This is a genomic window from Bradyrhizobium denitrificans (assembly GCF_013179005.1).
In the GTDB taxonomy this organism is placed as follows: Bacteria; Pseudomonadota; Alphaproteobacteria; order Rhizobiales; family Xanthobacteraceae; genus Bradyrhizobium; species Bradyrhizobium denitrificans.
The window spans coordinates 241053-264943 of sequence record NZ_JABFDP010000003.1; the positions used below are offsets into that span (position 1 = coordinate 241053).

The 23891-nt window shown below is 65.7% G+C and carries 16 protein-coding genes; 5 read left to right on the forward strand and 11 right to left on the reverse strand.

Annotated elements, in window-relative coordinates:
- Window positions 1-4: 4 nt before the first annotated feature.
- The 3 genes from HL671_RS04605 to HL671_RS04615 form a co-directional block, all read right to left on the reverse strand.
- Window positions 5-1507, reverse strand: a complete 1503-nt coding sequence (locus HL671_RS04605; RefSeq protein WP_172235732.1) for a sugar ABC transporter ATP-binding protein — start codon at window positions 1505-1507, stop codon at window positions 5-7.
- Between the two features lie 13 nt (window positions 1508-1520).
- On the reverse strand, window positions 1521-2474 hold the full coding sequence (locus HL671_RS04610; protein WP_012046029.1) for a sugar-binding protein: 954 nt from the start codon (window positions 2472-2474) through the stop codon (window positions 1521-1523).
- A 500-nt stretch (window positions 2475-2974) separates the two neighbouring features.
- Window positions 2975-5254, reverse strand: a complete 2280-nt coding sequence (locus HL671_RS04615) for a spermidine synthase (protein WP_172235733.1) — start codon at window positions 5252-5254, stop codon at window positions 2975-2977.
- 205 nt (window positions 5255-5459) lie between these two features.
- On the opposite strand from HL671_RS04615, the gene HL671_RS04620 reads away from it, so the two are divergent.
- Both HL671_RS04620 and HL671_RS04625 read left to right on the forward strand, forming a co-directional pair.
- Window positions 5460-7061, forward strand: a complete 1602-nt coding sequence (locus HL671_RS04620; RefSeq protein WP_012046031.1) for a phytoene desaturase family protein — start codon at window positions 5460-5462, stop codon at window positions 7059-7061.
- 56 nt (window positions 7062-7117) lie between these two features.
- Window positions 7118-7291, forward strand: coding sequence for a hypothetical protein (locus HL671_RS04625; protein WP_172235734.1), 174 nt, complete (start codon window positions 7118-7120; stop codon window positions 7289-7291).
- On the opposite strand, the gene HL671_RS04630 is transcribed toward HL671_RS04625, so the two are convergent.
- Window positions 7272-7436 (reverse strand): Flp family type IVb pilin, encoded by a 165-nt coding sequence (locus tag HL671_RS04630; RefSeq protein WP_041750952.1) that lies wholly within the window; start codon window positions 7434-7436, stop codon window positions 7272-7274. The two genes, HL671_RS04625 and HL671_RS04630, sit on opposite strands and share 20 nt — an antisense overlap.
- Window positions 7437-7700: 264 nt before the next feature.
- Here HL671_RS04630 and HL671_RS04635 point away from each other — a divergent pair, with 264 nt between their 5' ends.
- From HL671_RS04635 to HL671_RS04645, 3 genes are all read left to right on the forward strand, one after another.
- Complete coding sequence (locus HL671_RS04635; protein ID WP_172235735.1) at window positions 7701-8597, forward strand: 50S ribosomal protein L11 methyltransferase; 897 nt, start codon at window positions 7701-7703, stop codon at window positions 8595-8597.
- Between the two features lie 537 nt (window positions 8598-9134).
- Window positions 9135-10958 carry an aminopeptidase P family protein gene (locus HL671_RS04640; RefSeq protein WP_172235736.1) on the forward strand — a complete coding sequence of 608 codons (1824 nt, stop codon included), beginning with the start codon at window positions 9135-9137 and terminating at the stop codon, window positions 10956-10958.
- A gap of 214 nt (window positions 10959-11172) precedes the next feature.
- Window positions 11173-12450, forward strand: coding sequence for a multidrug effflux MFS transporter (locus HL671_RS04645; protein WP_172235737.1), 1278 nt, complete (start codon window positions 11173-11175; stop codon window positions 12448-12450).
- Window positions 12451-12638: 188 nt separating this feature from the next.
- Here HL671_RS04645 and ligA read toward each other — a convergent pair whose 3' ends face one another.
- From ligA to HL671_RS04680, 7 genes are all read right to left on the reverse strand, one after another.
- On the reverse strand, window positions 12639-14789 hold the full coding sequence (gene ligA, locus HL671_RS04650; protein WP_172235738.1) for an NAD-dependent DNA ligase LigA: 2151 nt from the start codon (window positions 14787-14789) through the stop codon (window positions 12639-12641).
- A 183-nt stretch (window positions 14790-14972) separates the two neighbouring features.
- A complete protein-coding gene (gene recN / locus HL671_RS04655; protein ID WP_172235739.1) occupies window positions 14973-16646 on the reverse strand; it encodes a DNA repair protein RecN in 1674 nt (557 codons plus the stop codon).
- 125 nt (window positions 16647-16771) lie between these two features.
- Window positions 16772-17665, reverse strand: a complete 894-nt coding sequence (locus HL671_RS04660; RefSeq protein WP_012046037.1) for an outer membrane protein assembly factor BamD — start codon at window positions 17663-17665, stop codon at window positions 16772-16774.
- Window positions 17666-18038: 373 nt separating this feature from the next.
- The gene (gene lpxC / locus HL671_RS04665) at window positions 18039-18998 is read right to left on the reverse strand and encodes a UDP-3-O-acyl-N-acetylglucosamine deacetylase (protein ID WP_012046038.1); all 960 of its coding nucleotides are present in this window, start codon (window positions 18996-18998) and stop codon (window positions 18039-18041) included.
- Window positions 18999-19343: 345 nt separating this feature from the next.
- Window positions 19344-21176 (reverse strand): cell division protein FtsZ, encoded by a 1833-nt coding sequence (gene ftsZ, locus HL671_RS04670; RefSeq protein WP_172235740.1) that lies wholly within the window; start codon window positions 21174-21176, stop codon window positions 19344-19346.
- A 90-nt stretch (window positions 21177-21266) separates the two neighbouring features.
- Window positions 21267-22586 (reverse strand): cell division protein FtsA, encoded by a 1320-nt coding sequence (gene ftsA / locus HL671_RS04675; protein ID WP_012046040.1) that lies wholly within the window; start codon window positions 22584-22586, stop codon window positions 21267-21269.
- Window positions 22583-23632 carry a cell division protein FtsQ/DivIB gene (locus HL671_RS04680; protein WP_172235741.1) on the reverse strand — a complete coding sequence of 350 codons (1050 nt, stop codon included), beginning with the start codon at window positions 23630-23632 and terminating at the stop codon, window positions 22583-22585. Before HL671_RS04680 ends, ftsA begins: the two co-directional genes overlap by 4 nt.
- Window positions 23633-23891 lie beyond the last annotated feature (259 nt).

Sequence of the window (23891 nt, forward strand, 5' to 3'; positions counted from 1 at the left end):
TCGTTCAGACGGTATGGCCGACGGCGAGCTGCAGCACATTGTGCTCGCTGAACTCGCTGCGCGCCAGGAAGCCGGAGATGCGGCCTTCATGCATCACGGCGATCCGGTCGCTGACCCCGATCACCTCTTCCATGTCGCTGGAAATCATCAGGATCGCCACTCCCGCATCGGAGAGCCGCCGCAGCATGTCGTAGATCTCCTGCTTGGCGCCGACGTCGATGCCGCGCGTCGGCTCGTCGAAGATCAGGACCTTCGGCCGCATCGACAGCCATTTGGCGAGCACGACCTTCTGCTGGTTGCCGCCGGACAATGTGCCAACCGGCGCTTTGACATCGGCCGCGCGGATCTTGAGGCGCTCGCGCTGATGGTCGGCATTGGCGGTCTCGCGAACCGTGTCGACCAGACCGAAGCTCGAATAGGATGCGAGATCCGGCAGCGAGACGTTCTGCGCCATCGACAATTCGAGCAGCAGGCCGCAAGCCTTGCGGTCTTCTGGAATGAGGTAGATACCGCGATCGATCGCCGCGCGCGGCGACGCGATGCGGATCGGCTCACCGTCGACGCTGATACCCCCCGCCAGCAAGGGATCGACGCCGAAAATGGCGCGCGCAAGCTCGGTGCGTCCCGCGCCGACGAGCCCGGCGAGCCCCAATATCTCGCCGCGGCGGAGTTGCAGGCTGACGGCCTGGTGGGGATAGGTCGAGGTGACGGCATCGGCAACGTCGAGGATGGTCTCACCCGGCGGCGCCGCCGGCGGCACGTAGAGAGATCTCAGGTCCCGGCCGATCATCAACCGGATCATGGCCGCTGGATTGAGCTCCTCACGCGTGAGCGCGCCGACCATGCGGCCATCCCGCAGCACGATCGCATGGTCAGCACATTGCATCACCTCGTTCAAACGATGGGTGATGAAGATGACGCTGACGCCGTCGGCCTTCAGGCCGGCGATGACCTGCATCAGCCGCTCCGTCTCCGACAGAGTGAGGCTCGAGGTCGGCTCGTCCATGATGACGCAGCGCGCGTCGAGCGACAGCGCCTTGATGATCTCCACCAGTTGGCGCTGCGCCAGAGACAATTCGGCGAGCGGCGTGTCAGGCGCGAAATCCGCACCGAGGCGATCGATCAGCGGACGCACTTTGGCACGCAGGGTCTTGCGATCGATCAGCTTCAGCAATCCGCCATGGACCGGTTCGCGACCGATGAAGACGTTGCCGGCGACGTCGAGATTGTCGAACAGGTTCAGCTCCTGATGAACGAACGCGATGCCGGCCGCGATCGCATCCGCCACGCTGTAGCTCGTACGTGCGACGCCATCGATCCGGATCGTCCCACTGCTCGGCGCGACAACACCGCCGAGCACACGCATCAGCGTCGACTTGCCGGCGCCGTTCTCGCCGAGCAGCGCGACCACCTCGCCGGGCGCGACCGACAGGCTGACGTGGTCGAGCGCGACCACGCCAGGATAGGTCTTGCCGATGTCGATCAGCTCGAGGAAGGGCTCGCCCACGCCGGCCGTCGCACTACTTTTTCAACATCTGCTTCATCTGCGCCATGAAGTCGTCGACGTTGGACTTCTCGATGACCTTGCCGGGAACGATGATGATGCCGTTGGCGGGAACGCCTGATTTGTCCCCTTGAACGACCTTCGCCATCAGCTTCATGCCCTGATAGCCCCACTCGAACGGCTGCTGCACGACCGTGCCCTCGATCGCGCCGTCCTTCACGCCGCCGAGCGTGATCGGATCCTCGTCGAAGCCAATGATCTTGATCTTGCCGAGCTTGCCCGCCTCCTTCAGCACCTCATAGATGCGCGGCGTGTTGTAGGAATAGAAGCCGACCAGGCAGCTGACGTCGGGCATGGCTGCGAGAATGTCCTCGACGTTACGCTTGGCGCGGGTCTGATCGATCTCGTCGCCACGCACGTCGACCAGCTCCACCTTCGAGCCCTTGATGGTCTCCTTGACGCCCTCGATGCGCTCGCGGGCGTTGTCGGCGCCGAGCAGGCCGACGAAGCCGACGCATTTGCCGCCGTTCGGCAGCGCCTTGAGCATCAGCTTGCCGGCATCCTTGCCGAGCTCGGTGTTGGAGGAGCCGATATAGGCGATGCGCTTCGATTGCGGAGCATCACTGTCGGTGGTGAACAGCACCGTCTGTGCGGCAACCTTGTTGAGATGCTCGGTCTGGTTCTTCGGATCGACGGCGCTCACCATGATGCCGGCCGCGCCGGCCGCGACGAGGTCATCCAGCATCCGCTGTTGCACGGCGGCGGCCGCCTGCTCCGGATATTTGAGCTGCAAGCTGTAATCGGGCAGCTCGCCTTGCGCCTTCTTCACGCCGGCCTCGGCAATCTTCCAGAAATCGGACGCGCCGTTGACGACGAAGGCCAGCACCTTCTTGTCGGCGGCTCCTGCCGAGCCCACGCCGAGCACCATCGCCAACACCGCAGACGCGCCGGCCATCCAAAGACGCTTCATCGAACCCCTCCCATGTGAAGCCGGCCTGCTTGATGCGGCCGGCATTTTTGCACTCACGACGTCCTCCGTCCGGGCGGAGGCTCCGCCTGGACTCACGGCACGTCCCGGTCGATCCGATCTGAACAAGGCGCGTCATCGGTCCGCTCTGCAAAGCGTCGTCAGGCCGGCCGTCGTCATGGAGATATCAACCGAGCTTCAATGCCCGCGTGCCGCGCTGGCGCCCGACAGAAGACCTCAAACACGGGATCCGATTGAGGCACGCACCTCAAGGTAGCATGGTCTTCGCGGGCTCGCAACTAATCGCCGTGACGAAACATCTAACCTGCATTTTGCGGTGCGGCACGCCTCAGCCGGCGCAGCCATGCACCCGCCGCTCACGGCGCTGCGACCGAGCAGGCGGTCACGGCGAGGCACGCACCTCTGATTTTACGGCAAGGCCGGACTCAGGCGCATGCGCCGCGGCGCCGGCCCATGCGAAGCGACCGGGATTCCTCGCGCCGCTATTCGCCGTCGCGCAATCGTCGATACACCGCGCCGAGAATGTTCGAATAGTCGTCGGTCCAGACGCGCTCACCATCGGTCGGCTCGGTTTCGGTCCATTTGTCAGATGAGGCGAGCTTGCCGACATCGGCCTCCTCGCGCGCGCTGACCACGACGTCCGTCGAGAAGATGTACTCGTCGTCGCGGCCGGAGTCCTCGTTGTAGACCCAGCTTTTCATGTCGTTGGCGTCGGCGATGCCGACCACGACACTCTCGAGCTCCAGATGGCGGTTGGAGACGTGCATCACCACGGCCCCCTGCGGCGCCAGCTTGGCCTTGTAGATGGCCATCGCCTCTTCTGTGGCAAGGTGGATCGGGATCGCGTCCGACGAATAGGCATCGACGATGATGAGGTCGTAGACGCCATCCGGCTCCTTGGCGAAGGTGAGCCTCGCATCGCCGATAACGGGCTTGAAGTCGGGCGCGCAGCTCTTGATGTAGCTGAAATATTTCGGATCGCTGGCGGTATCGACCATGGTCTGGTCGATCTCGAAGTACTTCCAGTTCTCGCCGGGCTCGGCGGCGCAGGTCAGCGTGCCGCTGCCGACGCCGATCACGGCCACCTTGAGCGGCGCGCCCTTGCGCTCGCGGATCGCGGTGATGGCGCGGCCGATGCCGCCATCCTTGTGATAATAGGTGATCGGCTCGGGGCGACCGGTCACCTTGGAGCCGTCGGCGTTGAGATATTTCTGCGCGCCGTGGATGGTCGTGCCGTGCATCAGCACGTGATAATGCCCGTCCGAGGTCACCACGATCTTGTGCACGCCGAAGAAGCTGCGCACGGTTTCGACGCGGCCGTCATCGGCCGGATAGGCGCGGATCAGGACCAGCGCGAGCGCAGCCGTCGCGAACACCTTCCAGCGGCCGGCATCGAGCAGCAGCGCGATCAGCGCTGCGAGCGCCCCCACCGCACCCGCGACATAGACGCGGTGATCTGCGAGATAGGTCGTGACCTTGCCGGTCAGCCCCGCCGGCACCAGCAGCGCGACGGCGATGATCGCCAGCGCGATCCAGTACCAGCGCGTGATCCGCGGCAGCCGTTCGGCTTTCTCACCGGGCCGGCACAGCGCGGCGAGCGCCAACAGGATCGGATATTCGGCGACCCAGGAGAAACTGTAGGGCGCGATCAATCCGGCGAAAAGGCCGCCGACCATGCCGCCGAACGACAGCGCGACATAGAAGCCGGTGAGGTATTTCGCGGCCGGACGCGTGCGGGCCAGTTCGCCATGGCAGGCCATCGCGATCACGAAGAAGCACAGCTGATGCCCACCGAGCGTGAGCGCCAGGTTCTGCTCGCCGCCGAAGGCAAGCAGCATGACGACGCCGGCGATCGCGAGCGGCTGCAGCGCCAGCATCCATTTGTGCGGCAACAGCGGCCGCGATTGGAACACCAGCACCCAGGTGAGCAGATAGAGCGAGAGCGGCAGCACCCAGAGCAATGGCGCGGCGGCCACATCCGTCGAGATATGCGCGGTGACCGCGATCAGCAGGCCCGAGGGCACCGCGGCCAGGAAGATCCAGCGCGCGCGCAACAGCCAGTTCGGCGCGGGCGCGTCGCCGTCCACACGTGGCAGCAGGGCCATCACCGCGACCGGCGCGCGCAGCAGCAACACGCCGCAGCCGGCGATCAGCGCGATCAGCACGGCATAGCCGCCGGTCCAGATCATGTTCTGCATGCGCAGGCTGAAGATCGGCTCGATCAGCAACGGATAGGACAATAACGCCAGGAAGCTGCCGATATTCGACGACGCATAGAGAAAATAGGGATCGGGACCCGCGGGGTGTCCGGTCCGCACGAACCAGGCCTGCAGCAGGGGATTGTTGGCGGCGAGCGCGAAGAACGGCAGGCCGATCGACACCGTGAACAATCCGAGCAGCCAGAGCGCATAGCCGGAGGTTGGCGGATCGCCCCAATGGCTGGAGATCGACAGCGGCAGGGTCAGCAGCGCAAAGCCGAGCAGCAGCAGATGAAGGGCGATCGGCAGCACCCGGCTGCGCAGCTGCGTGAGAAAATGCGCGTAGGCGTAGCCGGCCAACAGCAGGGCCTGGAAGAACACCATCGCCACCGACCACACCGCCGGCGAGCCACCGAGCCGCGGCAGCACCATCTTGGTGAACAACGGCTGCACCGAGAACAACAGCAGCGCGCTGACGAAGATCGCGGCGGTATAGATGACGAGAACCAGCCGGTTGCGCGCAGCAGACGGTTCGGCGACGGCGGGCGAAGCGATTGAGGTCATGGCAACTCCAGCAGCGGCTCGGCCGGCCTTGGATGGGGGATGCACCGCCACGTGCAGACGACACATAGCGGATCGCAGGGCGGTATGGCGAGGAGCGGCACTTTCCCTTGACGGCGCGCCGATCCGGGGCGACAGCACGATCCGGAGGAAGAGTTCCCCGCAGCCGATCCGTGTTGGTCATTAATCAGGGCTTTTTGAAGCGAACATGAACGAAACCGACGTGATCATCATCGGCGCCGGCCATAACGGCCTGACCTGTGCCGCCTATCTCGCAATGGCGGGCTTGCGCGTGCATGTGGTCGAACGCCGCAAGGTGGTCGGCGGCGCGGCGGTGACGGAGGAGTTTCATCCCGGCTTCCGCAACTCCGTCGCCTCCTACACCGTGAGCCTGCTCAATCCGCGCGTGATCTCCGAACTCAGACTGCACGAGCACGGGTTGCAGATCGTCGAGCGTCGCGCGCAGAACTTCCTGCCTGCGCCCGATGGACGCTTCCTGCTGACCGGAGAAGGCCGCACCCAGGCGTCCGTCGCGCGGCTCAGCCGGCGCGACGCCGACGCGATCGGTCCATTCTCGGCGCGGCTGGAAGCGATCGCCGACGTCCTGCGCAGCCTGGTGCTGCGGGCGCCGCCGAATCTCGTGCCGCAGTTCGGGCTCGCCGCCATCCGCGAGGCCGTCAACGCCCTCGGCACGGCCAACACGTTGCGCGCGCTGTCGCTCGAGCAGCAGCGCGACCTGCTCGATCTGTTCACGCGCTCCGCCGGCGAGATGCTCGACGACATTTTCGAGACAGATCTGGTGAAGGCCTTGTTCGGCTTCGACGCCATCGTTGGCAATTATGCCAGCCCCTACGCGGCCGGTTCAGCCTATGTGATGCTGCATCACGCGTTCGGCGAGGTGAACGGCAAGAAGGGCGTGTGGGGTCACGCCATCGGCGGCATGGGCGCGATCACGCAGGCCATGTCCCGTGCCCTGAAGGAGCTGGGTACGCTGATCGAGGTCAACGCGCCCGTGCGCGAGGTGATCGTCGAGCGGGGCCGGGCCAGCGGCGTCACGCTGGAGGATGGCCGCACGATCCGCGCCCGCTATGTCGCCGCCAACGTCAATCCGAAGCTGCTCTACACCCGGCTGGTCCCGGCGGACGCCCTGCCTGAGCCGTTCCTGGGCCGGATCCGGAACTGGCGCAACGGCTCCGGGACGTTCCGCATGAATGTGGCGCTCAGCCGCCTGCCCTCTTTCAGCGCGCTGCCTGGCGAAGGTGACCATCTGTCGGCCGGCATCATCCTGGCGCCGAGCCTGGGCTATATGGAGCAGGCCTATCTCGATGCGAAAATGGCCGGCTGGAGCCGCGATCCGGTCGTCGAGTTGCTGATCCCGTCGACGCTCGATGCGACGCTTGCCCCGCCCGGTCAGCACGTCGCCAGCCTGTTCTGCCAGCATGTCGCGCCGGAGCTGCCGGATGGCCGCTCCTGGGACGACCACCGCGACGAGGTGGCCGATCTCATGATCGCGACCGTCGACCGCTACGCCCCCGGTTTCGCCGCCAGTGTAATCGGACGCCAGGTGCTGTCCCCGCTCGACCTCGAACGACAGTTCGGGCTGCTGGGCGGCGACATCTTCCATGGCGCGCTGACCCTCAACCAGTTGTTCTCGGCCCGGCCGATGCTGGGTCACGCCGACTACCGCTCACCGCTCAAGGGTCTCTATCATTGCGGGGCCGGCAGCCATCCTGGCGGCGGCGTCACCGGCGCCCCTGGCCGCAATGCGGCGCAGGCAATTCTGGCCGACCATCGGGCGCTGTTCGGCTGAGGACAAGTCGTGTAACAGGAGTGGAAAGGTCTGTGGGTCAACGGTGGACCGAGCTGTTGACGGTGCCGGCACAAGCGCTGGGCAAGCCGGTGAACAACCCGGTCCACACCCCGTGGATCAATGGTGGAAATCGCTTCCACCAAATGAAAAACCGGGCCCAGGGCCCGGTTCTCGAGAACGCCGTCAAGGAGCAGATCACCGCAGAGCAGATCACTTCAGAGAGCTGTTGATCGACTCGAACTTGCTGCTCAGCGACGTGCCCAGGCCGTTCACGGCCGCAATGATCGCCAGGGAAATGCCGGCTGCAATCAAACCATACTCGATGGCCGTGGCACCGGATTCGTCGCGCAGGAACTTCAAAAGGAAATTTGTCATCTGTACCTCGTTTCCAGCCCGGGAACCGAGGATCGCGTGGTTCCCATGACGGGAACATTACGGTGCAGAAGCTAAGGCTGGTCTAACACGCCTGGTTCAAGTTCCGGGCGGTTTTGAAGCAATTGCTGCGAGACTTTTATGGGAAGCGCTTCAGCACCCGCGCGCAATCGACAGTTGCAGGATTTTTGGCCTCCGTTGGATCGTCTCGCTTGCGTTGACAGGGAAATCGCTTAACCACGCCGTCGAATGTTCCCAGGATCCGTGATGACCTCGACAGCCACGCCGGCAACCCATAAGGCCAGTTTCACCGTTGCAGACGAAGCCACCGCCCGCCAGGCTGTGGATGTCCTGACGGAAGTGTTCTTCGAGGGCGATGCGGCGGTTGCTGCTTTCGAGCGGCCCGACCTGCTATGGGATGTGACCGTTCATTTTGCCGATCCGCCTGATCAGGACCTGATCCGTGAACTGATCGGCGGGGCCGCCGGTCCCCAGGTGGTCCAGACCCTCAATTTCGCTGTCGTCGAGGCCAAGGACTGGGTCAAAGCGAGCCTGGACGACCTCGTGCCCGTGCCCGCTGGACGCTTCGTGGTCCACGGCAGCCACGACCGGAGCCGCGTCCCGGACAACAAATTGGGGATCGAGATCGAGGCGGCGCTCGCGTTCGGCACCGGTCATCACGGCACCACGCGTGGCTGCCTGCTGCTGCTGGACCATATCTTGAAATCCCGCGTGCCGCGGCGGGTGCTCGATCTGGGCACGGGAACCGGCGTGCTGGCGATTGCCGCCGCCAAGGCCCAACATCGCTCCGTTCTCGCCAGCGACATCGATCCGCCTTCGGTGGCGGTGGCGCGGGAGAATGCCCGGCTCAACGGCGTCGGGCCGCTGGTTCGCGTGATCAGGGCGACCGGCTTTGCCGCGGAAGACTTCGCCAAGGCCGGCCCCTTCGACCTCGTGCTGGCCAATATCCTGGCCAATCCGCTGCGGCAGCTGGCAAGTCCGATGCAACGCCATTTGGCGCGTTCGGCCGATGTGATTCTGTCTGGATTGCTGACCACCCAGGCCCGCAGCGTCATCGCAGCCTATCGCGCCCGCGGCTTGGTTCCGGTCCGGCATCTGCGCATCGAGGGCTGGAGCAGCCTGCTGTTGCGCAAGTCGGACTGATCTAGGTCAGACTGAGCGAAGTCCGACTGAACGAACTCAGATTGAACGGGGTCAGACTGAACCGGGCCAGACTGACCGATGCCTAGGGATCGGTGAGGTCCATCAACGGATCAGCCCCGGCGTCATTTCTGCGGCTTCGCGCGTGAATCGCTGGCTTCGGGCTGGCCGCCCGATGGACGGCGGATACGGGGTTCGACAAGACGATTGACCAAGCCAGCAAGTCTGCTGCGCGGTTTCTCGGCGACCGCAGGCGCCGGACCATGCGAGGCCGGAGCTGACAGTTTTTCGAAGGTAAATGCAGGCATTGTGCGTCCCCTCGTCGTTGAGTTGAGGCACTCCCCGGATTGTGCGACCGTGGGTGATCTTGACGATCGTGGCCGCCATCCAAACGTTTCCTCGTCGCATCTCTTTCGGATGACCGACATGCGACAGCAAATCTTTTTGCACAGGCGAATGCAAGGAGATTCTTCGTGCACTGCACTGTTGCGCGGAGGATAGTCTGCGGCTGACAAGACCCTCTCCTAAAGTATGAGAACGATGTTCGAAGCTCACTTCCAGACATTCGAAGATCCCGAAGCCGGCGTCGCCTTGACGGCCCGCCTCGCGGCGCTGCGCGAGGAACTTGCCCGGCGCAAGCTCACCGGCTTCATCGTGCCGCGCGCCGACCAGCAGCAGAACGAATATGTGCCGCCCTCCGAGGAGCGGCTGGCTTGGCTCACCGGCTTCACCGGCTCGGCGGGCCTCGCAATCGTGCTGCCGCAGGCGGCCGGCTTGTTCGTCGATGGCCGCTACACGCTGCAGGCCGGCAAGCAGGTCGACGGCAAGGCCTGGACGGTGGAATCACTCATCGAGCCGCCGCCGGAGAGCTGGCTGACCCGTCATCTGCAGAGCGGTGACCGCGTGGGCTTCGATCCCTGGCTGCATACGACCGCGGCGGCCGAGCGCTTCGCCGCGGCCTGCGCCAAGGTCGGGGCCGAGCTGGTCGCCGTCGAAGGCAATCCGATCGACAGCATCTGGACCGAGCGCCCGCTGCCGCCGCTCGGTCCCGTGTCCATCCACGGCGCGGAATTAGCGGGCGAAAGCGAGGCGGACAAGCTTGGCCGGATCCGCGAGGAGATCGGCCGTCTCGGCGTCGAGGCGCTGGTCCTGTCCGACTCCCACAACGTCGCCTGGACCTTCAACATTCGCGGCAGCGACGTCTCGCACACGCCATTGCCGCTGTCCTATGCGGTGGTGCCGAAGAGCGGGCGGCCGACCATCTTCATCGATCACCGCAAGCTCTCGAATGTCACGCGCGATCACCTCGAGCGGAACGCCGACGTGGCCGAGCCGGATGCGCTGACGGCCAGCCTGGGCCGCTTGGCCCAGTCGGGCGCGGCCATCGCACTCGATAGCGCCACGGCGGCCGACGCCCTGACACGCTTGATCCTGGACGCCGGCGGCAAGCCGGTGCGCGGCGCCGATCCCGTCAGCCTGCTCAAGGCGGCCAAGAACCAAGTCGAGATCGAAGGCACACGCCGCGCCCATCGACGCGACGCGGTCGCCTTGGCGCGCTTCCTCGCCTTCATCGACCGCGAAGCCCCGAAGGGCACGCTGACCGAGATCGATGCGGTGGAGGCCCTGGAGAGCTTCCGCCGCGACACCGCTGCGCTCAAGGACGTGTCGTTCCCGACCATTTCGGGCACCGGCCCCAATGGTGCGATCGTCCATTACCGTGTGACCCGGAAGAGCAACCGGCGCATTGTGCCGGGCGATCTGCTGCTGATCGATTCCGGCGCGCAATATCAAGACGGCACCACCGATGTCACGCGGACGATCGCCGTGGGCACGCCGACCGGGGAGATGCGCGACCGCTTCACCCGCGTGCTGCGCGGGCATCTCGCCATCGCGCGCGCGATCTTTCCCGACGGCACCACAGGCGCCCAGCTCGACACGCTGGCGCGGCAGTTCCTGTGGCAGGCCGGCATCGATTTCGAGCACGGCACCGGCCACGGCGTCGGCAGCTATCTCTCGGTGCATGAGGGGCCGGCGCGGATCTCCAAGCTCGGCACCACGCCGCTGAAGCGTGGCATGATCCTGTCGAACGAACCCGGCTACTACAAGACCGACGCGTTCGGCATCCGCATCGAGAATCTCGAGCTCGTGGTGGAAAAGGAGATCGCAGGCGCGGAGAAGACGATGAACGGCTTCGAGGCGCTCACGCTGGCGCCGATCGACCGCCGCCTGATCGACGTGGCCATGCTGAGCGCCGAGGAGCGCGCATGGCTCGATGCCTATCATGCAAGGGTCAGGGAGACCGTCCGTCCGGCGCTCGACGAAGCCGACCAGCACTGGCTCGATCAAGCGACCGCCCCACTCTAAGAGGCGTTTACGGATCATGCCAGGACGGCGCAGCAGGACGCTGCACATCCGGCAGACGGCGTGCCGTCGCCCGGGGCAGCGCCTGCCCCATCGGGCGGCGGCGCTGCGGAACGGCCGCCGCTGCGGACATGGCCGCATGCGGAAACAGGCATTTCCGCGGCACGGAAGCTCGCTACATTCGGACGCGTTCGACATGACCTGAGCGACGCGTTCGATGCATGGAATGATCAGCAGACCGCCCCGGACCGCGACCATCCAGGCGGCTCCCTCGCGCACGGTGCTGATCCTGCTGGTCGTGATGACTGGGCTGGCGCCGATCTCGCTTTATCTGCTGGTCCCGGCACTGCCGCTGCTGGCCACCACGTTCGGGCGCGATGCCTCCGTGGTCCAGATGACGGTGTCGTTCTACATGATCGGCATCGCGATCTCGCAATTGCTGCTCGGTCCGCTGTCGGACCGGTTCGGCCGGCGGCCGGTGATGCTGGCGGGGCTGGCATTGTCGATCGTTGCGAGCTTCGGCTGCATCTTCGCTGCCACCCTGCCCCAACTGATCGCGGCCCGCTTTTTCCAGGCGCTCGGCGGCGCCAGCGGCATGGTGATCAGCCGCGCCATCATCCGCGATCTCTATCCGCGTGAGCGGATCGGGGCGATGATCAGCCTCGTCGTTGCGGTCATGATGATCGCGCAGATGCTATCGCCGCTCACCGGCGGCCTGATCGAGATCGCGTTCGGCTGGCATGCGATCTTCTACGTCGTCGCCGCCGTCTCGGTTGCCGTCGCCATCGCCGTGACGATGGCACTGCCGGAAACACGTCCGACCCGCGTCGAAGGGGCGAGCTTCCGGCGCGATGTCACGGCCCTCGTCAAGAGCCGCGCCTTCCTCGGCTACATGCTGTGCCAGGTGCTGGCGTCGCAGATCATCTTCGCCTTCGCCGGCGGCGGTCCCTATATCGTCGAGGTGCAGATGGGCCGCTCCTCGGCGGAATATGGCGCGTGGTTTGCGACCACGGGCTTTGCGTATTTCGTCGGCAACCTGTTCTGCGTGCGCTACGCGCCGCGCCATTCGCTCGACCGGCTGATCTGGTTCGGACTGGGGCTGCAGCTCACCGGCGCCGCGCTGAACTTCACGTGGAGCCTGTTCGGATTCAATCAGGTGCCGTCGGTGCTGTTCGGGACGCAGATGCTGCTGATGTTCGCCAATGCCGCGGTCATGGCGAACTCGGCCGCCGGCGCCATCAGCGTGCGCCCTGGCGCCGCCGGCACCGCCTCGGGCGCGATGGGCTTCCTGCAGATGGGCGTGGGCGCGCTGACGTCGCAGCTCGGCGCCTATCTCGGCGGTCATTACGCGACCACGCTGCCGCTGACATCGGCGATCCTGGCGCTCTCCCTGGCCTGCGCCTGCAGCATGATCTTCCTGGTGCCGCGCACGGCGGTCACGGTCACCAAGGAACTGATCGAGGCGGCGGAGGAGGATGAAACCGGGGTGATGTGACCCCGATGTGCGGGACTGCACAACCGGGCGTCACGCTCGGTATCATACCCGCGAAGGCGGGTATCCAGGACGCCGAGGCCTGTCGTCTCGATGAGGACTGCCTCTGGAATACTGGATCATCCGCTGTCGCCGATGATGACAATGGCGGGTGTGGCAACCGGTGTCTGCAGCACCGCATCGCGGCGTTGCTACTCCGCGATCAGCTGCAGCCACTCGTCCTCGGTGAGCACCTGGACGCCGTGCTTCTGGGCGTCCTTCAGCTTGGAGCCAGCGCCGGGACCGGCGACGACGTAGTCGGTCTTCTTCGAGACCGAGCCCGACACTTTGGCGCCGAGTCGCTCGGCGGTGGCCTTGGCCTCGTCGCGCGTCATCTTTTCCAGCGTGCCCGTGAACACCACCGTCTTGGTCGCGATCGGCGAATGGCGCTTCGGCTTCTCCGCATCGAGGATCTTCACCTCCTGCGTCAGCCGCTCGACGATGCCGCGATTATGATCCTCGGCGAAGTAAGCCGCGACGCTCTTGATCACGGTGTCGCCGATCTGATCGAGCGCGTCCATCTCGGCGATCGCCTCCTCATCGCCCGCGGCCACCTTCAGGCAGGCCTCGTGAAAGGCATCCCATGAACCATAGCCGCGCGCCAGCGCCAGCGCCGTGGTCTCGCCAACATGGCGCATGCCGAGCGCATAGATGAACCGCTCCAGCGCGATCTCGCGCCGTGCGTCAATGGCGTTGAAGAGGTTGCGCACCGAGGTCTCGCCATAACCCTCGATCTCCTCCAGCTTCAGTCTGGCGTTGCGCTTCTGCAGGGTGAAGATGTCGGCGGGCTCCTTGACCCAGCCCTGCTCGAAGAAGAACGCGATCTGCTTCTCGCCGAGGCCATCGATGTCGAAGGCGCGGCGCGAGGCGAACAGCTTCAGGTGCTCGATCTTCTGGTACGGACAGGCGAACTCGCCGGTGCAGCGTGCACGCGAGCCCTCCTCACCGGTGGCCGTCTCCTCGCGGACGACGTCGGTGTGCAGGGGACAAGGGCACGTCTTGGGGAGGTGAAATGGCCTGGCCTGGGCGGGACGCTTGTCGATGACGACGTCCACCACCTGCGGGATGACGTCGCCGGCGCGCTGGATCACGACGGTGTCGCCAATCCGGATGTCGCGTCCCTCGCGCAGCACCTCACCCTTGTTGCCGATGCCTTTGATGTAGTCCTCGTTGTGCAAGGTGACGTTCTGCACGATGACGCCGCCGACCCCCACCGGCTCCAGCTTGCCGACCGGCGTCAGCGAGCCGGTGCGGCCGACCTGGATCTCGATGTCCTTGAGCACCGTCATGGCGCGCTCGGCGGGAAATTTATGCGCGATGGCCCAGCGCGGCGTGCGCGACACGAATCCGAGCCGCTCCTGCCAGTCGATACGGTCGACCTTGTAGACGACGCCGTCGATGTCGTAGTCGAGCTCGGCGCGCTGCTCCTCGATCGAGCGGTGAAACGCGATCAGTTCCTCGACCGAGTGGCACAGCTTGGTGAGCGGATTGGTGGTGAAGCCGCACTGCTCGAACCATTTGATCATGCCGGTCTGCGTCTCCGCCGGCGGTGTGCCGCTGATCTCGCCCCAGGCATAGGCGAAGAAGCCGAGCGGCCGCGAGGCCGTGATGGCCGGGTCCTTCTGGCGCAGCGAGCCGGCGGCGGAGTTGCGCGGATTGGCGAAGATGGTGTCGCCGGCCTCCTTCTGGCGCTCATTGAGCGCGAGGAAGGCCTGCTTGGTCATATAGACCTCGCCGCGGACCTCGCAGACATCAGGCCAATTGCCGCCATGCAGTTTCTGCGGAACGTCCTTCAGCGTACGGATGTTGGCGGTGACGTCCTCCCCCTCCGCGCCATCGCCACGAGTCGCCGCGGTGACGAGTTCACCGCCCTCATAGCGCAGCGACATCGACAGGCCGTCGATCTTCGGCTCGGCCGAGAAATCGATGCGATCATCGGCAAGCTTCAGGAACCGCGCGATCCGGCCGACGAAGTCGCGCACATCCTCCTCGGCGAAGGCGTTGTCGAGCGACAGCATCGGCACCGCATGCCGGACCTTCTTGAAGCGGCCCGAGGGCGTGGCGCCAACCTTCTGCGACGGAGATTCGCTGCTCACGAGCTCCGGGAAGCGTGTCTCGATGGCGTTGAAGCGACGGCGCAGCTCGTCATATTCGGCGTCCGAGATCTTGGGCGCGTCGTCCTGGTAGTAGAGCCGATCATGGACCTCGAGCTCCAAGGCGAGCCGTTTCCATTCCACCTTGGCCTGCGCCTTGGTGAGTTCCGCAACGTCCACGGGCTTCTTCGGTTTTGCTGTCTTCGGCATGCTGCGCACTATGCTGGGTCATTGCGGGCGGGGCCAAGCCTGGCCGTGAGGCGCGCCCGGGCATGACGGTGTACACAATGCGCGCTGTGGTGCCAAAGCCGTTCGGCCCGGCTGCTCCAGCCCAGGACGCTCCAGTCTCAGGACGCCCCAATCAAAGGACGCCCCGTCTCGGGACGTTCCAACCTAGGCCGCCGCCGCCTCCAGCAGCCGGTCCGCGGCGGCGCGGGCCTCCGCGGTGACCTCAGCGCCCGCCAGCATGCGGGCGATCTCCTCGCGGCGGTGCAGGGTGGCGAGCGTGTTGACGCGGGTGACGACGCGCTTGCCGCGATCCAGCGCATCCTTGGAGATCAGGAGATGCTGATCGGCCCGCGCGGCCACCTGCGGGGCATGGGTGACGGCCATGACCTGGACCCCATGGGCAAGCCGCGCCAGCCGGGCGCCGATGGCATCCGCCACCGCGCCGCCCACGCCGGTATCGATCTCGTCGAACACCAGCGTCGGGGCCGAGCCGCGGTCCGACAGCACCACCTTGAGCGCCAGCAGGAACCGCGACAACTCACCACCGGAGGCGACCTTCATCATCGGGCCCGGCCGCGTGCCGGGGTTGGTCTGCACCCAGAACTCGACCCGGTCGATGCCCTCCGGCCCCGGCGCGTCGGCGTCGCTGTCGACCTGAGTCATGAACTTGGCCCGCTCCAGCTTGAGCGGCGCGAGCTCGGCATGGACGGCGCGGTTCAGCTTCTCCGCCGCCTTGCTGCGGGCCGCCGACAGCTTGGCTGCCGCCGCGGCATAACGCCCATCCGCCGCGGCGGCCGCGGCTTCCAGCTTCTTCAGCTGCTCGGCGCCGGCATCGATCAGGACGACATCGGCGGCATATTTGGCCGCCAGCGCCGCCAGCCCGTCGACCGGCGTCGAATATTTGCGCGCGGCCGCCCGCAGCGCAAACAGGCGCTCCTCGATGCGCTCGAGCTCCAGCGGATCGAAATCGGTCGCCGCGAGCGCGGCGGTCAGATGCTGGTCGGCTTCCTCCAGCGCGTTGATCGCGGCATCCATCGCCTTCACCGCCGGGTCGACCAGCGCCGGCGAACTGACCGCGCGCCGTTCCAGCCGCCGCACGGCGGCGGCGAGCGCTGCAATCGGCGACTGGTTACCGCTCACGGCATCCTGCGCATCACGCAGATCGCCCGCGATCTTTTCGCCCTGCATCATCGCGGTGCGGCGGGCGGCGAGCTGCGTCTCCTCCCCCTCCTTCGGCGCCAGCTTCTTCAGCTCGTCGGCGGCATGCCGCAGATAGTCGGCCTCACGGGCCGCCCGTTCCATGCCCGCGCGATGCTGGTCCAGTGCCGTGACGGCGGTCCGGCGCGCGGCCCACAGCGCCTCGACCGCGGCGACGTCCTTCTCCAGACCCGCAAAGGCATCCAAGAGCCGGCGGTGGGTGGCGGCATCGACCAGCGCACGCTCATCATGCTGGCCGTGGATCTCGACCAGCGTGGCGCCGATCGCCTTGAGCGTCTGCACGCTCACCGACTGATCGTTGATGAAGGCACGGGTGCGGCCGTCGCCATATTGGACGCGGCGCAGGATCATCTCACCATTGGCATCCAGGCCGTTGGCGGCGAGGATCCTTGCGGCCGGATGCTCCTTGCCGATCTCGAACACGGCCGTCACTTGGCCCTGCTCGGCGCCGTGGCGAACCAGACTGGCATCGCCGCGACCGCCAAGGGCCAACGCAAAAGCATCAAGCAGGATCGACTTGCCGGCGCCGGTCTCGCCGGTCAGCACCGCAAGCCCATTGGAAAACTCGAGATCGAGTCGTTCGATCAGGACGATGTCACGGATCGACAGTCGCGCCAGCATGGAGGCTCAAGTCCTTCGTAACGGGGCGGGAAGCCCCTGAGCGAACGACTCGACGCTAGCAGCAAAACGAGAACAAAACAAGAAAATAGAACAAACCAGGACCGCGACTCGCGGTCCGGACCGTCTCAGCCGAGACCCAGTTTCTTGAAGGCCCGGGAGATGTAGGAGCCCTTGTTCTCCTCGGGTTCCACGCCGCCGGACTTCACGAGGTTATAGGCGTCCTTGTACCACTTACTGTCAGGGAAGTTGTGGCCAAGCACGGCTGCGGCGGTCTGGGCCTCGCCGACGATCCCGATGGTCATGTAGGCCTCGGTCAGCCGGTACAGCGCCTCTTCGACGTGGCGGGTCGTCTGATACTGCGTCACGACGGCCTTGAAGCGGTTGATGGCCGCCGTATAGTCGCGCTTCTGCATGTAGTAGCGGCCGACGTCCATCTCCTTGCCGGCGAGCTGGTCGCGGGCGCCCTCCATCTTCGCCTTGGCGTTGGTGGCGTATTCGGAGTTCGGATATTTGCGCACCACCTCTTCGAGTGCGGCGATCGCCTTCTCGGTCCGGCCCTGGTCGCGGCTAATATCCGGGATCTGGTCGTAATGCGACGCGGCGATCAGGTATTGCGCATAGGCGGCGTCCGGGCTGCCCGGATGCAGCGTGACATAACGGGTGGCCGCGCCGATACAGCCGTCATAGTCGCCTGCCTGATAGGACGCATAGGCGGACATCAGCAGCGATTTACGCGCCCAGTCGGAATAAGGATGTTGTCGGTCGACCTCTTCGAACTTCTTGGTCGCGCCTTTGACGTCCTTCTTCTCGTTCATGAGGTACAAGCCCTCATTGTAGAGCTTGTCCGCGGGCTCATCGACGAACGTATCGTCCTTGGCCAGGAACTTGTCCCACAGCCCGCCGGTGCCGCAACCGGCCAGCGGCAGCGCGAGCAGGACCAGCGAGGCCGCCAGACGCAGGCTGTGGCCGGCGGACATTGCGGGATGACGGACTTCGCGCGTGAGACGCTGTATCGACATGCTTCTTTGGAACCTGATGCCTGTGATCTGATCTACGCCGCGTACCATGAACACCGTCTCATGACCGCGAAGGAAGGATGATCCCTGCCTGGGGCGCATCACGCCGCCCCGGCCTCTCTAATCGAAAAACCTTCGTCAACCAACCGCATAGGCAGGCAATTCGCCCGGATTAAGGCGACACCTGGACGGCGGCATTCGAACATGGTTAGCGCGGAAAAAGCCTTTGGAAAACAGTCGGATGACGAACCGAATGCGACGTGCCGACGCATCCCGGACACAGCCGGTCACAAAATAGTTGGAGTGACGCGATCTGCGGGTGGGCGCAGCAGCTTCGCTGCACCGAATCCCGTCGTCGAGAACGTGCGGTCAGACCTCAGGACACATCCGGACCGAAGGCGGGGGCGATCATGCCGCCAACCATGCCGCCGACCGCTTCTGCGGCAACGCGCGGACGACGCACCGTCTCGCCTTCGACCACCCGCCACGCGGTGCGATCGGCCATCAGCGCGGTCAGAACCGCGTGGTTGAGCTTATGCCCGCCGCGAACCGAGCGATAGGTTCCGAGCATCGGCAGACCGGCCAGCGCCAGATCGCCGATCGCGTCGAGCACCTTGTGACGGACGCATTCGTCGGCGTAGCGGAGGCCTTCCGGATTGAGCAGGCGCTCTTCGTCGAACACCAGCGAATTCTCGAACGAGGAACCGAGGGCGTAACCAGCGCTCCAGAGCCGGGCAACGTCGCTCATGAAGCCGAACGTCCGGGCCCGCGCGATCTCGCGACGGAAGCGCTCCGGGCTGAGCTCGAAATGATAGGCTTGCCGGCCGATCACGGCGTTGGCGAAGTCAACCTCGACCTCGACCTGGAAACCGCTGCTGTTCGGACGCAACTCGCCGACCGAGCGGCCGATTGCGACCTGAACCGGCTTGAGCACCTGGATGTAGCGGCGCGCAGCCGATTGGGTGAGGATGCCGGCCTGGTCGATCGCCGCCACGAACGGCGCTGCGCTGCCGTCCATGATCGGAACTTCGGGGCCGTCGATCTCGATCAGGGCGTTGTCGATGCCCATGCCGCACAGTGCGGCCAGAACATGCTCGGCGGTCGAGACGAGCGGACCGTTGCGGTCACCGAGAACGGTGGCAAGCTCGGTGGCGGTGACGGAATTGAAGGCGGCCTTGACCTCGCGGTCGCATCCGTCGAGGCCGGTGCGGACGAACACGATCCCGGTGTCGATCGGCGCGGGGCCGAGGGTCAGGCTGACGGGAGTGCCGGAATGTACGCCGATACCAGTGACGGTGGCTTGCGAACGAAGCGTGGTTTGCCGGCTGAATTTCATCGACTATCGCCCAAGACCCCACCTGAATGTCCCGCCGGCCGCCCCTCGCGAAACCGACTCACTTTCAGGTATCCCCAAGTCACGGCAGACCTTATCGAGGGCCCCAAAGAGCGCCAACTCACGCTTCTTTACGGATTGTTACCCCATCTCTGCCGTATTCGCGCCAAGCCTTAACCAAACTGGAACGCCGCCTTAACCCTCCGGTCCCCCATCCAAACACCCAAAAGATAATTAATCATTTAAAATCAGTTAGTTGAACAGCTGCAAATGACATCCGAGAGCGCAGCAAAAAGCCCGGCTCTCACGAGCCGGGCCTGTTTGGCACCGTCGGTGCTGTAACAATTCTCACGTCGCCTGCCGGCGCAGGAAGGCCGGGATGTCCAAATGATCGTCGCCCTGTGGCGCCGGCGCCACAGGCGCAGGACGGCCATGGGGGTCCAATCCCTGCGGAGCGGGACGGCGCGCATATTCCGAGACCGGCGATTCGTGACTCGCGATCTGTTGGGCAACGTTCCGCTGCGGCTTTCGTTCCGGCAGCGGTGGCATCTGCGGCATCGCCGGACCCGCGGTGCGGGACGCGATCGGCGGCTCGTTCTCCTCGTCACGACGACCGAGGCCGACATTGGCGAGACGCTGCAGCAGCGACATCCGGGTCTTCTGCGGATGCTCCTCCCCCTCGTCGCCCCTGGCCTGCCGAATCTCGGCCTGGGCCGGCATTGGCAGATCCTCGAACTTCGGCATCCGGGGCGCGCGGGTCGGGACGCGCTCAGCGGCCTGCGGGATGAAGGTCTCCGGCGGGGCAGCGGGTTCGACCGGAGCGGCACGCTGCGTCTCCGGTTCCGGGAACAAGGACGGCTTCTGGGCGATCGGCCGCACCGTCACGTCGCCATAGGATGCAGGCTGCACCGGAGCAGCAGCGGGCGCAGGCTCGCTGGCCATGGCAGCGGCAACCGCCGCCAGCGTATCGCGTTCGACATTCGGCACCGGACGCGGCGCCGGAGCGACCGGCGCGGGCCCCGCGACGGCCGGGGCCTGCGAGGCCTGCTGTTCCAGCTTGGCGGCGCGCTCGGCGAGACGCTGATTGTCGGCACGCAGGCGCGCGGTCAGGTCGGCAAGACGGCTTTCCGGAAGACCCGCATGAGCGGTCGGGGCGGCGGCAATCGGAGCGACAGCCGCCGCCGGCTGTGCAGTCGTGACGTTCCGGTTGAACTGCGCCTGCTCGATGCCGGTGGCAACCACGGAGACGCGGATCAGGCCGTCGAGCGATTCGTCGAAAGTGGCGCCGACGATGATGTTGGCGTCCTGGTCGACCTCCTCGCGGATGCGGGTGGCGGCTTCGTCGACCTCGAACAGCGTCAGGTCCTTGCCGCCGGTGATCGAGATCAGCAGGCCACGAGCGCCCTTCATCGAGGAATCGTCGATCAGCGGGTTGGCGATCGCGGCTTCCGCGGCGGTCAGCGCGCGCTTCTCGCCCGACGCCTCGCCGGTGCCCATCATGGCCTTGCCCATCTCGCGCATGACGGCGCGGACGTCGGCGAAGTCCAGGTTGATCAGGCCTTCCTTGACCATCAGGTCGGTGATGCAGGCCACGCCCGAATAGAGCACCTGGTCGGCCATCGCAAAGGCGTCGGCGAAGGTGGTTTTCTCGTTGGCCACCCGGAACAGGTTCTGGTTCGGAATGATCAGCAGCGTGTCGACGACCTTGTGCAGCTCGGCGATGCCGGACTCGGCCGTGCGCATACGGCGCTGGCCCTCGAAATGGAACGGCTTGGTGACGACGCCCACCGTGAGGATATTCATCTCGCGCGCGGTCTTGGCGATGACGGGGGCCGCACCCGTGCCGGTGCCGCCGCCCATGCCGGCGGTCACGAACACCATGTTCGCCCCCGAAAGATGATCGCGGATCTCGTCGATCACCTCCTGCGCGGCGGCGGCGCCGACATCCGGCTGCGAACCGGCACCGAGCCCCTGGGTCACCTGCGTGCCCATCTGGATGATGCGTTGCGCCTTCGACATCGTCAGCGCCTGCGCGTCGGTATTGGCGACGACGAAGTCCACGCCCTGCAACCCGGCCGTGATCATGTTGTTCACGGCATTGCCGCCCGCGCCACCAACGCCGAACACGGTGATCCGGGGCTTCAGCTCGTGGATATCAGGAGGGGTAATAGTGAGTGCCATGGTTGCCTCTCGATCACGCGCGCGTGGGTTCGCCCCGGCCGCCGGCCGCGGGTGGTGTTGGTGAAAATCGCATGGAGCTGAAAATGGTCATCAGAAGCCCTCGCGTAGCCATCGTCCGACCTTTCCGAAGTAGCCGTCGGTTCCTGTCCCGACCTGCCGCGTATGCCGCGGTTCGACATGTTCGAGATGCGCGTATTGCGGATAGACGAGCAGCCCGGTGGGCACCGCGAAGGCGGCGTTCTTGGCTTCGTTGGGAAGGCGGCCGAAGCCGAGCGGACGGCCGACCCGCACCGGGCGGTCGAGGATCCGGGTCGCAAGTTCGACCAGACCCGTCAGCTGGGAGGCGCCTCCGCTGAGGACGACGCGCGCTTTGGGTTCTGCCGCAAAGGGCGAATCCTTCAGCCGGTCGCGGACCATTTCAAAAATCTCCTCGGCGCGGTGCCTGACAATGTTCGCGATGGTGGCGCGGGACACGATTTGCGGAACATCCCGCTCATTGTCCCCGGCCGTCGGAACAGACATCAACTCACGCGCGTCGGACCCGCCGGTCAGCACCGTGCCATATAACGTCTTGATTCGCTCGGCATCTGCAATGCACGCTGACAGGCCTCGCGCAAGATCCATGGTCACGTGATGCCCGCCGAGCGCAAATCCGGACGCATGCACGAACCGCCCGCCCGAATAGGTCGCGATCGTCGTGGTGCCCGCCCCCATCTCCACCACCGCCGCGCCGAGATCGGCTTCGTCGTCGGTGAGGACCGAGAGCCCGGCAACATACGGGCTCGCCGCCATGGCCTCGACATTGAGATGGCAGCGCTCGACCACGAGCATCAGATTCTTGGCCACGGTCGCATCGGCGGTGACGACGTTCATGTCGACGCCGAACTGCCGCGCCAGCATGCCGCGAGGATCGCGAATGCCTTTCACTCCGTCGAGCGTGTAGCCGACGGGAAGCGCATGCAGCACCGCCCGTCCCTCGCCGGTGGCGTGGTGCATGCCGGTGGAGGTCACCCGGCTGACATCGGCCTGGGTGACGGCGCCGCCGCGAATGTCCGACGTCGCCTCGATCAGATGCCCCATGACGCGGCCGCCGGCGACCGGCAGCAGCACGGACTCGACCCGCACCTTGGCCATCCGCTCGGCCAGCGCGACGGCCTGTCGCACCGCCTGCTCGCAGGCGACCGGATCGACCACGGCCCCGGCCTTGACGCCGCGTGACTGGATCTGGCTGTAGCCGATCAGCTCGACCGCATGGGTGCGGCCGCGCAACGCGTCGCTGGGCGGCGCCGGCCTGAGACGCGCGATCATGCAGGCGATCTTGCTGGTGCCGACGTCGAGCGAGGCGACCAGCGCGGTGCGCTTCTGCGCCATGGGGCGCGTTTTCGGCGTCTGACGATCAAAGCCGGTCATGCGTCACCGGCTTTCTTCTTGGACTTGGCTTTGTCCTTGAACAGATCCTCGCGCGCTTTGGCGGCGTCGTCGGACAATTGCACGGTCAGACGATCCGGCAGGCGCATGTCGATCGCGACGATGTCGCGCGAGAACAGCTTGTCCTCCTGATCGAGCCGGCTCAGCGACGCCAGGGCGTTGCCCACGTCGTTCTCGGGCAGGCGGATGTCGAGCCCGTCCTTGGTGCGCAGGTTCCAGCGCCGCTCGCCGACGAAAATCGCCGCCTTGGTGACGGCGCGCACCTGCGGGTAGCGGGCGAGCAGCGCCAGGAAATCGCGCGCGCGGCTTTCGGCGCCCTTGCCGACGACGAGCGGGAGGGTCAGGAAACGGCGCGACACATAGGGTTCGAGTACGGCGCCGTCATCGGCGATCACCGAGAGCCGACCGTCCTGCTGCCACAGCGCGAACGCCTTGCGCTCGACGATGTCGATCTGCAGCTGGTTGGGGAAGAACTTCTGCACCGTCGCGTCGGCGATCCACGGATTGGCCTTGAGCTTGTCGCGAACTGCGGCGGCGTCGAGGAACAGCAGCGAGGAGCGGCCGGTGACCCCGCCGATGGCGAGCACCTCGTCCTGCGTCAGCTGCTTGCGCCCATTGATCGCGACCGCGGTGATGCGGAAGCCCGCGGCGTTGGCCAGCGCATTGCGGGTATCGGACAGGGCCGCGCTGACGTCCTGGGCGTGGCCGCCCTTGACGATGCCGAGCCAGACGCTGCCGAACAACAGCCCGACCGTCGCCACGGTGCCGAGACGATGCGGCAGATAACGTTCGACCAGTTCGACGATGCGCGGCGGCGCCTCGCGATCAATCACCGGCACGAGCGCGGCCGGCGCCGTCTTGGCGCCGCCCTCCCCAGATGCCCGGCCATGTTTGCCGACTCGGGGGAAGCGGAAGCGCGGAAGGCGGGCAGAGATATACTCGCGCAGCAGGATCGCCGCGCCAAGGGCAGCGGCTTTCAGGTTCGCTTGAGGCCTCTGCGATCGAGCGAGGCGTCCTGCACCATCCATTGCACGAGCTCATCAAACTGTTGCGTCCGCAAATACGTCGCGGACCCGCGCCGCTCGACCTCGACCCGCCCGGACGCTGGTGACCACGGCGATGCGTTTCGTCACGACAGCTCAAGGCAGCCGAGCACCACTGAGGCGCCAGCGTTAACCTTCGGACGTCCTGGTAAACAAAAAGTAAAATCGGTCCGGTCAGGCGATTTTTTTCTTCGATCTTTGAGGACCTTGTCTCGAATTCTTAAGCATTTTACCGGCTACAGGA

What these genes read in the sequence shown, in the direction of transcription:
- HL671_RS04610 (WP_012046029.1), bottom strand. Translation starts at nt 2,474, where the DNA reads ATGAAGCGTCTTTGGATGGCCGGCGCGTCTGCGGTGTTGGCGATGGTG.
- HL671_RS04615 (WP_172235733.1), bottom strand. Translation starts at nt 5,254, where the DNA reads ATGACCTCAATCGCTTCGCCCGCCGTCGCCGAACCGTCTGCTGCGCGC.
- HL671_RS04620 (WP_012046031.1), top strand. Translation starts at nt 5,460, where the DNA reads ATGAACGAAACCGACGTGATCATCATCGGCGCCGGCCATAACGGCCTG.
- HL671_RS04630 (WP_041750952.1), bottom strand. Translation starts at nt 7,436, where the DNA reads ATGACAAATTTCCTTTTGAAGTTCCTGCGCGACGAATCCGGTGCCACG.
- HL671_RS04635 (WP_172235735.1), top strand. Translation starts at nt 7,701, where the DNA reads ATGACCTCGACAGCCACGCCGGCAACCCATAAGGCCAGTTTCACCGTT.
- HL671_RS04640 (WP_172235736.1), top strand. Translation starts at nt 9,135, where the DNA reads ATGTTCGAAGCTCACTTCCAGACATTCGAAGATCCCGAAGCCGGCGTC.
- HL671_RS04645 (WP_172235737.1), top strand. Translation starts at nt 11,173, where the DNA reads ATGCATGGAATGATCAGCAGACCGCCCCGGACCGCGACCATCCAGGCG.
- ligA (WP_172235738.1), bottom strand. Translation starts at nt 14,789, where the DNA reads ATGCCGAAGACAGCAAAACCGAAGAAGCCCGTGGACGTTGCGGAACTC.
- recN (WP_172235739.1), bottom strand. Translation starts at nt 16,646, where the DNA reads ATGCTGGCGCGACTGTCGATCCGTGACATCGTCCTGATCGAACGACTC.
- HL671_RS04660 (WP_012046037.1), bottom strand. Translation starts at nt 17,665, where the DNA reads ATGTCGATACAGCGTCTCACGCGCGAAGTCCGTCATCCCGCAATGTCC.
- lpxC (WP_012046038.1), bottom strand. Translation starts at nt 18,998, where the DNA reads ATGAAATTCAGCCGGCAAACCACGCTTCGTTCGCAAGCCACCGTCACT.
- ftsZ (WP_172235740.1), bottom strand. Translation starts at nt 21,176, where the DNA reads ATGGCACTCACTATTACCCCTCCTGATATCCACGAGCTGAAGCCCCGG.
- ftsA (WP_012046040.1), bottom strand. Translation starts at nt 22,586, where the DNA reads ATGACCGGCTTTGATCGTCAGACGCCGAAAACGCGCCCCATGGCGCAG.
- HL671_RS04680 (WP_172235741.1), bottom strand. Translation starts at nt 23,632, where the DNA reads ATGGATGGTGCAGGACGCCTCGCTCGATCGCAGAGGCCTCAAGCGAAC.